This window comes from Pseudomonas sp. 05N434 (assembly GCF_056396965.1).
This window is the reverse complement of record NZ_JBFTMK010000169.1, coordinates 1-8664: the sequence shown is the minus strand read 5'-3', so window position 1 is coordinate 8664 and position 8664 is coordinate 1. Positions and strand designations below refer to the sequence as shown.

Sequence of the window (8664 nt, the reverse complement as noted above, 5' to 3'; positions counted from 1 at the left end):
TGTCGATGGCGTCCCAGGGGACAGGCGTGGCGATTGGCGATTGGTCGTTGATCGGCGATGACCTGAGCGCCGGGCGGCTGGTCATGCCCTTTGATTTGAAGGTGAAAACCGGATTGGCGTATTACCTGGTGTTCCCCGAAAAACCTGCGCCTTCGCCGAAGTTGCGCGAATTGATGGGGTGGTTGGTGGAGCAGGCGCAGGCACGCTGAACCGAAATCGCCCTGTAGCAGCCTGCGTTCGGCTGCTACAGGGGATGTGGTGTTGCGAAATTAATACCCGACCGTAAACCGCTGGCGGGAATGCTTCGGTGTTTCCACTTCATCCAGCAACGCGATCGCGTAATCGGCAAAGGTAATCCAGCTGCGGCCCTGCGCACTCACCAGCAAGTCATCCTTGCCGACTCGAAACGTGCCCGTACGCTCACCTTCGACAAACTCCGCCGACGGCGACAGGAAGGTCCAGTCCAGGTTCTGTTCCTGACGCAAGGTGTTGAGGAAATCGGCACCGGCGCTGGCCTCAGCCTTGTACTCCGGCGGAAAACCTTCGCTGTCGATCACCCGGGTGCCACCCGGCAGCAACAACGAACCGGCACCGCCCACCACCAGCAGACGCTTGACCCCGGCCTGCTTCACCGGCTCGATGACGGCGCTGGCGGGGATGGTGGAGAAATGTGCAGCACTGATTACTGCATCATGACCAGCGACGGCGGCTTGCAAAGCGGCAGCATCGAGCACGTCGACGTTTTTGCTGACGACACCGGCACGCTGGCCGATTTTAGAGGTGTCGCGGGCGATGGCGGTGACGCTGTGACCGCGACGCAGGGCTTCTTCCAACAGTTGGCTACCGGCACGACCGGTGGCACCGATGATTGCGATTTTGCTCATGACGTTCTCCAGTTGATGTAACTGTGATGTATAGCGTGTGTGTAATCAGCACAACCTTTGTGGCGAGGGAGCTTGCTCCCGCTCGGCTGCGAAGCAGTCGTAAAACCTGTAAATGCGGTGTGCCTGATGGAGTGCAGGGAGCGCTTCGCACTCCAGCGGGAGCAAGCTCCCTCGCCACAAAGGCTTGTTCAGTTTCAGGTCCGACGGGTTACCACTTCATCTCGCCCTTGGCGACTTTGGCACTCAGCTCCAACGAGCTTTCTTCGCCCAGGGTCGGGTAGCGTTTTTTCATCGCGCCGATCAGTTCGGCTGAATCTTTCGCCTTGGCGGTTTCTTCGTCGAAAGCCTTGATGTAATCAGCGGTGAACTGCACAGCCGCCAGGGAGCGAGCGCTCTCGCCCAGGTAGTGACCCGGCACGATGGTGTTCGGCTTCAAGGCTTCGATCGTGTGCAGCGTCGTCAGCCAATCGGCATGGGACTGCGCGGTCTGGGTATCAGCCATCCACACATGAATGTTTTCGGCGACAACCACGCCACCGACCACTGCCTTGATCGACGGAATCCACACAAAGCTGCGATCCGGTTGCTTGCCATCCAGGCCGAGCACCTGCAGTTTCTGCCCTTCCAGCATCAGGCTGTCGCCTTTGAGCACGTGCGGCACGATGGTTTTGTTCGGCACGTCGGCGCCCATTTTCGGACCCCAGAACGCCAGTTTGCCGTCGACGGTTTTCTTGATGTGATCAACGGTCGGTTGCGAGGCCAGCACTTTGGCGTTCGGGAACGCCTGGGTGAGGGTGTCGAGGCCGAAGTAGTAATCCGGGTCACCGTGGCTGATGTAGATGGTGGTCAGTTGCTTGCCGCTGGCGCGGATTTTTTCCACCACTTGTTCGGCCTGGGACTTGCCGAATTGTGCGTCCACCAGAATCGCTTCCTTCTCGCCGCTGACCAGTACCGAGGTCACTGGGAAGATCGCGTTGGTGCCCGGGTTGTAGACGTCCAGGGTCAGGGTCGACGCCGCAGCGGCGTGGGCCGCGAAGCCCAGTGCGGCGGTTGCCAGAAGAATGCGTTTGATTGAAGTGAAGCCGATCATCTGTTGCTCCGTTGTCCGAATGCCGTGCTTGGCGATGGGACAGAGCTTAGTTGCCTGGTTCGATACAAAAAATGCGATGCTTGAACATAGTTTGTTTCTGAAAGCGGGCAAATCATGGATCGTCTACAAGCAATGCGGGTGTTCGTCACGGTGGTGGACCTGGGCAGCCAATCGGCCGCCGCCGATCACCTGGACCTGTCGCGGCCGGTGGTTTCACGGTATCTGGCGGAGCTGGAAGATTGGGTCGGCGCACGCCTGATGCACCGCACCACGCGCAAATTGAGCCTGACCGCCGCCGGCAGTGAAATCCTGCCCCGGTGCCGGCAGATGCTCGATTTATCCAGCGACATGCAAGCCGCCGTCAGCGAGCCGGACGACGCACCGCGCGGCCTGCTGCGGATCAGCGTCAGCACCTCGTTCGGCCAGGCGCAACTGGCCGATGCCATGGCCGCCTACGTCAAACGTTACCCCGGCGTAAGCATCGATCTGCAAATGCTCGACCGCACGGTGAACCTGGTGGATGAGCGCATCGACCTGGCCATCCGCACCAGCAACGACCTGGACCCGAACCTGATCGCCCGGCGCCTGACGGTGTGCCGCTCGGTGATCTGCGCCTCCCCCGCTTACCTGCGCGAGCACCCGGCGCCGCAGCGGGTCGAAGACCTGAGCCTGCACAATTGCCTGACCCACTCCTACTTCGGCAAAAGCCTCTGGCATTTCGAGCAGGATGGCGAACCGGTCTCGGTGCCGGTACAGGGCAACATCAGCGCCAACGAAGCCAGCACGCTGTTGCGCGCGGCGATGGCCGGGGCCGGTGTGGCGATGCTGCCCAGTTACCTGGCCGGCATGCATATCCACAGCGGCGAACTGATCCGCCTGCTGCCCCAGGCCGAGCCCCGTCAGATGAACATCTATGCGGTGTATGCCTCACGCAAGCACATGCCGGTGGCGTTGCGCAGCATGCTGGATTTTCTGGTGCTCAGATTTCCCGAAGAACCGGCATGGGATGTGGGCCTTTAACCGGAGTGAATGTGGGGTGGTTTTGATGGCAACTCACCGGCGCTGACCTATGCTCAAAGCAGTACCCAAGGGTATTCGTTCAGAGGTCAACGCCATGAACATCAAAACAAGAAGATACCTCGCCATTTTCATCACCTGCGCGGCGACGCTGGCGCTGTATGGCACAGCCGCCTGGCGTGTCGAACAGTTGCGCAAAGTGCCCCATGACTTCGCGAGCTGCAACTTCGAGCGCTGCATCCCCCACAGCGCAAGCCTCAACGCCCTCCGCTGACGAACACCTTGTGGCGAGGGGGTCAGGCCTCGCTCTTCTGATCGGCAGCGTCCTGATCGGCTTTCAAGCGGTCGCGAAAAGCCTTGGGCGAGATCCCCACCCGACGTCGGAACAAGCGTGTGAAGTTGGTCGGATCGGAAAACCCCAGCACATCGGACATTTCATAAATGGTCATGCTGGTGTAGGTCAGCAAGCGCTTGGCCTCCAGCAACTGACGCTCGTGCATGATCTGCAACGCCGGCTGCCCCGCCAGTTCACGGCACGTGCCGTTGAGGTGAGACACGGAAATCCCCAGCCGATGGGCCAGGTCCTCGACCTTGACGTGCTGGCGATAGGTCTCCTCCACCAGCTGGATAAAACCGTTGAGGTATTCCCGGGCACGCTGCGGACGCTGATTGGCAGCGCGGCGCTGGATCACCTGGCGGCTGACCCACACCATGATCACGCTGACCAGAGAATGCATGAGCATTTCCCGCGCCGGTTGATGGCCGGTGTATTCGCTTTGCAGCGCTGAAAACAGGCTGTTGAGGTACTCGCTGTCCTTGCCCGCCGGGTAGCTTTCGGCTTGGGCCAGGGCATTTACCGAATTGCCCAACTGCGCCTGAAGATGGGCGACCAGTGGCGCGGCCAGGGTGACGACGAACCCTTCGACGTCCTCGGAAAACCGATAACCATGCACCGATAACGGCGGCAGAATGATGATTGCCGGCTCAGCCAATTGTGAGCGTTTCCCTTCGATCTCAAGCTCTGCCTGACCTTTGAAGACGAAGAGCAACTGACACAAATCAGCGTGGCGATGGGGTTTTATTTCCCATTGATGTTCGCGGCTGCGTTTTGAAATGGTTTCACAGTGGAGCAAATCGGGGGTCGGCCAATCCAGGCTTTCACCGTAGAGTTTGAACACCGGAATCGATGGCAGGGCGGGCTTGTTCATCACTTCAATCCAGGCCTCGAAGGTAACGGGGCGATAATCGCACCGATTGGCAGAATGTACAGGTATCGGCTCAGTTTTCACCTTCAATTGACGGACCCGCAAGTGAAAAATGCAAGCACTCGATCCATAAAAATCATCCACCGGCGTTGGTCGCGTGGAGCTTGCGAGTCATAAAAACAATGAAAACACTAAAAACCCAAATCGCCATCATCGGCGCCGGCCCCTCTGGTTTGCTACTCGGCCAATTGCTGCATAACGCCGGCATCGACACCCTGATTCTCGAACGCCAGACCCCGGACTATGTGCTGGGACGCATCCGTGCCGGTGTCCTCGAACAAGGCATGGTAGAGCTGTTGCGTCAGGCCGGAGTGGGCCAGCGCATGGACGCCGAAGGGCTGGTTCACACCGGCTTCGAACTGGCCCTGGACGGGCGCCGGGTACACATCGATCTGCAAACATTGACCGGTGGCAAAACCGTGATGGTGTATGGCCAGACCGAGGTCACCCGCGACCTGATGGCCGCTCGTCGGGACACTGGCGCGCAGACAATTTATTCGGCCGGCAACGTCGTCCCCCACGGCATGAAAAGCGCTGAACCCTATGTGACCTTCGACAAGGACGGCGAAACGTATCGACTCGATTGTGACTACATCGCCGGTTGCGACGGTTTCCATGGCGTGGCGCGACAGTCGATTCCTGCCGACTGCCTGAAGGTATTCGAGCGGGTGTATCCGTTCGGCTGGCTGGGGATTCTCGCTGACACTCCGCCAGTTCACGAGGAGTTGGTCTATGCGCGGCATGAACGGGGCTTTGCGTTGTGCAGCATGCGTTCGCCGACACGCACCCGTTATTACCTTCAGGTACCGGCCCAGGATCAGGTCGATGACTGGTCCGACCAACGCTTCTGGGACGAACTCAAATCCCGTCTGCCAGCGGCCCTCGCCGATGTGCTGGTGACCGGCCCGTCGATCGAGAAAAGCATCGCGCCGCTGCGCAGTTTCGTGGTCGAGCCGATGCAGTACGGGCGGATGTTCCTGGTCGGCGACGCCGCGCACATCGTCCCGCCCACCGGTGCCAAAGGCCTGAACCTGGCGGCCAGCGACGTCAGTACGTTGTTCAATATTCTGCTGAAGGTTTACCGCGAAGGCCGTGTTGATTTGCTGGAGAAGTATTCCGAAATCTGCCTGCGGCGGGTGTGGAAAGCCGAACGGTTTTCCTGGTGGATGACCTCGATGTTGCATCGCTTCGACGAGCACGACGCGTTCAGTCAGCGCATCAGCGAATCGGAACTGGCCTATTTCGTTGACTCCGAGGCGGGCCGAAAAACCATCGCGGAAAACTACGTCGGCCTTCCATACGAGGCTATCGAATAGGCTCCTACCGACTTACACTGGCGAGCACTCCCGCTCGCCTTGCTCCTTGCGGGTCCATTACTGTCCGCAGGTTTTACCGTGACCAATCTCAACCGGCCTGAAACGCCCAAACCGGCTATTCGCAGCGTGCTGATCGCCCTGATGCTGGCGATCTTTCTGGGCGCGCTGGACCAAACCATCGTCGCTGTGTCGATGCCGGCGATTTCCGCGCAGTTCAAGGACGTCAGCCTGCTGGCCTGGGTCATTTCCGGCTACATGGTGGCGATGACCGTGGCGGTGCCGATCTACGGCAAGCTCGGCGATCTGTATGGCCGCCGCCGGTTGATGCTGTTCGGCATGGGCTTGTTCACCCTGGCTTCATTGTTCTGCGGCATGGCGCAAAGCATGGAGCAACTGGTGCTGGCGCGGATCTTTCAAGGCATCGGCGCCGGCGGAATGATTTCGGTGAGCCAGGCGATCATCGGCGACATCGTTCCACCGCGCGAACGCGGTCGCTATCAGGGCTATTTCAGCAGCATGTACGCGGTGGCCAGCGTGGCCGGCCCGGTACTCGGTGGCTACATGACCGAATACCTGTCCTGGCGCTGGGTATTCCTGATCAACCTGCCGTTGGGCCTGGGTGCCTGGTGGGTGGCTTATCGCACGCTGGTAGGGCTGCCGGTGCCGCAGCGCAAGCCGATCATCGACTACCTCGGTACGTTGCTGATGATCATTGGCCTGACGGCGTTGTTGCTGGGCATCACTCAGGTTGGCCAGGGGCATTCGTGGCGCAGTCCCGAAGTGGCGGGTTTGCTCGGTTGTGCGGTGGCGGTGCTGGCGGTGTTCGTCTGGCATGAACGGCGGGCGCGGGAACCGTTGCTGCCGATGCATTTGTTCGCCAACCGCAATGCGATCCTTTGCTGGTGCACGATTTTCTTCACCAGTTTCCAGGCGATTTCCCTGATCGTGCTGATGCCGCTGCGCTTCCAGAGCGTCACCGGCGCCGGGGCCGACAGCGCGGCACTGCACCTGTTGCCGCTGGCCATGGGCTTGCCGATAGGCGCCTATTTCGCCGGGCGCCGGACCTCGGTGACCGGTCGTTACAAACCGATGATCCTGACCGGCGCGTTGCTCATGCCGTTGGCGATTCTCGGCATGGCGTTCAGTGCGCCGCAGGCGTTCGTGCTGAGCAGCCTGTTCATGTTGCTCAGCGGCATCGCCAGCGGAATGCAGTTCCCGACGTCGTTGGTGGGCACGCAAAACTCGGTGGATCAACGGGACATTGGCGTTGCCACCAGCACCACCAATCTGTTCCGCGCTCTGGGCGGCGCAGTGGGCGTGGCGTTGATGTCGGCACTGTTGCTGGCGTTGTTGCAGGATTCCAGTTTCGCGCACCTGGCCGGCTCGTCGCTGATTGCCGAGGGGCGTTCGGGGAATGTCTTGCTCGATGGTTTGAACGCCGCGCCGGGGGATGCGCAAAACGCCTTGCGCGCCGAGCTGCTGCTGACCTTCAGGCATTTGCTGATGGTCAGCGCGGCGGTGTCGCTGCTGGGGTTGGTGGCGGCGATTGCCATGCCGAACAGGGTGTTGCGCGGGCGGGAAGACAAGGTTCGCTAGAAAGACCGAGGCTTGCCCGCGAAGACGTCAACCCGGACACCACTAACGACCAGGCGTTGTGTTGCTTTCTGTGGCGAGGGAGCTTGCTCCCGTTGGGTGGCGCAGCCGCCCCAAACCCATTCAACACCGCTATTCAGATAACCTGCGGTGCCTGATTTGCGACTGCTGCGCAGTCGAGCGGGAGCAAGCTCCCTCGCCACAAAAGTCCCACTCCACAGGCCCACTCCACACAACATCACCGCATCGGGCTATTGAGGCCGGGCGTGCAGCTGTTGTTGCAGGTTCTGGATCTGCGCCTGCAGGGTGTTGATGTTGCGGGTGACCTGGCCACGGAAGGCGTCGAACTCGGCAGTATTGTTACCACCTTGCGCGGCGGCCGGGCGGTTGTCCTGTTGGCTTTTGAGCACGATCATGTCTTGCTCCAGACGCTCGACTGCAGCGCTCGGGTTGCCTTGCCGCTTCAGCGCAGCGATATCGGCGCCAAGGCTTTTGAGTTGGGCGTCGACTTTGCTGGTATCGGCCGGTGCGCTCTTCAACGCGGCCAGCTCGCCGCTCAAGGCTTTGACCTGGGCCTGCAACTGAGCATTGGCGGCTTGTTGTTCGCTGGCCTGCGTGGTCATTTGCGCCAGGCGCTTGTCCAGATCGGAGGTCTGGCCGAGCACGCCTTGCTGCTGTTTACTCTGATCCTGGAGTTTGCTTTCCAGCTGTTTGCTCTGGTCCTGGAGCTTGCCTTCCAGTTGTTTGATTTGCAGCTTCAACGCTTCACTGCCGGTGTTGACCGTGGACTGGCTGGCCACGACCTTGCCGGAAATGTCCTGCAAGCGCCCCGCCGCTTCCTCACTGATACGGGCGAAACTTTCCTGGGTCGCCACCAGTTGTTGTTCCATCAGCGATATCTGCTGGAAACTCCACCAGGCAAGGCCAGCGAAGGCAAAGAACAACGCACCGACCAACGCCCACAGCGGGCCGGTGCTCGGGCCTTTGACCTTGACTACCGGTGTGGTGCGCGAATGCACGGAAGTGCGCGCGGTGGTCGGAAAATCATCGTCGTCGAGGCTGTCGGCACGCAGGCTCGGTACATCGTCGAAGTCGTCGTTGGCATCGTTACGCATGGACATTGAGTCAACCTTTGTAAAACGCGGTGATGGCTTGATGCGGCGAAGTATAACCCTCGCTGCCGCACCGGTTGACCCTGAACCCCGAACTCGGTTCAGTGAGGGCCGGCCCTTGTGTGTCAGCGAATGTCCTGAGCCTTCCACCAGGCGCAAAATTCATCGAGGGCGGTCCAGAGGCTGACTTTCGGATCGTAATCCAGATAATGCCGGGCGCGACTGATGTCCAGGGTGAAATTTTTGTTCATTACCTGCATGCCCAGCCGCGACAGGGTCGGCTCGGGACGACCCGGYCACAGCTTGCAAACACCCTCGTTGAGCGCGGCAAGGCTGTAGGCCAAGCCGTAGGAACGGTAACGGGTCACCTGTGGCACATCCATATTG

Annotated in this window: 9 protein-coding genes and 1 pseudogene; 5 read left to right on the top strand and 5 right to left on the bottom strand. The window is 60.3% G+C overall.

The annotated features are described in order from the left end of the window. A partial coding sequence (locus tag AC1DLB_RS13075) for a LysR substrate-binding domain-containing protein (RefSeq protein WP_477785091.1) occupies positions 1–209 on the top strand: 209 nt, incomplete at its 5' end. A 60-nt stretch (positions 210–269) separates the two neighbouring features. Here the strand turns inward: AC1DLB_RS13075 and AC1DLB_RS13070 are convergent. Beyond that, the gene (locus tag AC1DLB_RS13070) at positions 270–884 is read right to left on the bottom strand and encodes an NAD(P)-dependent oxidoreductase (protein WP_138866899.1); all 615 of its coding nucleotides are present in this window, start codon (positions 882–884) and stop codon (positions 270–272) included. 208 nt (positions 885–1092) lie between these two features. Then, complete coding sequence (locus AC1DLB_RS13065) at positions 1093–1974, bottom strand: MBL fold metallo-hydrolase (RefSeq protein ID WP_477744536.1); 882 nt, start codon at positions 1972–1974, stop codon at positions 1093–1095. A 114-nt stretch (positions 1975–2088) separates the two neighbouring features. Between AC1DLB_RS13065 and AC1DLB_RS13060 the strand changes: the two genes are divergently transcribed. Together AC1DLB_RS13060 and AC1DLB_RS13055 are read left to right on the top strand one after the other, a co-directional pair. Further along, the gene (locus AC1DLB_RS13060; RefSeq protein WP_019581528.1) at positions 2089–2994 is read left to right on the top strand and encodes a LysR family transcriptional regulator; all 906 of its coding nucleotides are present in this window, start codon (positions 2089–2091) and stop codon (positions 2992–2994) included. A gap of 94 nt (positions 2995–3088) precedes the next feature. Continuing rightward, positions 3089–3265 carry a hypothetical protein gene (locus AC1DLB_RS13055; RefSeq protein ID WP_167331182.1) on the top strand — a complete coding sequence of 59 codons (177 nt, stop codon included), beginning with the start codon at positions 3089–3091 and terminating at the stop codon, positions 3263–3265. 22 nt (positions 3266–3287) lie between these two features. Here AC1DLB_RS13055 and AC1DLB_RS13050 read toward each other — a convergent pair whose 3' ends face one another. Continuing rightward, complete coding sequence (locus AC1DLB_RS13050; RefSeq protein ID WP_019581529.1) at positions 3288–4199, bottom strand: helix-turn-helix domain-containing protein; 912 nt, start codon at positions 4197–4199, stop codon at positions 3288–3290. Between the two features lie 179 nt (positions 4200–4378). On the opposite strand from AC1DLB_RS13050, the gene pobA reads away from it, so the two are divergent. Both pobA and AC1DLB_RS13040 read left to right on the top strand, forming a co-directional pair. Beyond that, positions 4379–5572, top strand: a complete 1194-nt coding sequence (gene pobA / locus AC1DLB_RS13045) for a 4-hydroxybenzoate 3-monooxygenase (RefSeq protein WP_018926568.1) — start codon at positions 4379–4381, stop codon at positions 5570–5572. A gap of 78 nt (positions 5573–5650) precedes the next feature. Further along, on the top strand, positions 5651–7168 hold the full coding sequence (locus AC1DLB_RS13040; RefSeq protein WP_477744535.1) for an MDR family MFS transporter: 1518 nt from the start codon (positions 5651–5653) through the stop codon (positions 7166–7168). A 248-nt stretch (positions 7169–7416) separates the two neighbouring features. Here the strand turns inward: AC1DLB_RS13040 and AC1DLB_RS13035 are convergent, their stop codons facing one another. Both AC1DLB_RS13035 and AC1DLB_RS13030 read right to left on the bottom strand, forming a co-directional pair. After that, a complete protein-coding gene (locus AC1DLB_RS13035; RefSeq protein WP_018926570.1) occupies positions 7417–8286 on the bottom strand; it encodes a hypothetical protein in 870 nt (289 codons plus the stop codon). Positions 8287–8402: 116 nt separating this feature from the next. Next, positions 8403–8664: pseudogene (locus AC1DLB_RS13030) on the bottom strand (NAD-dependent epimerase/dehydratase family protein); the annotation flags it as partial.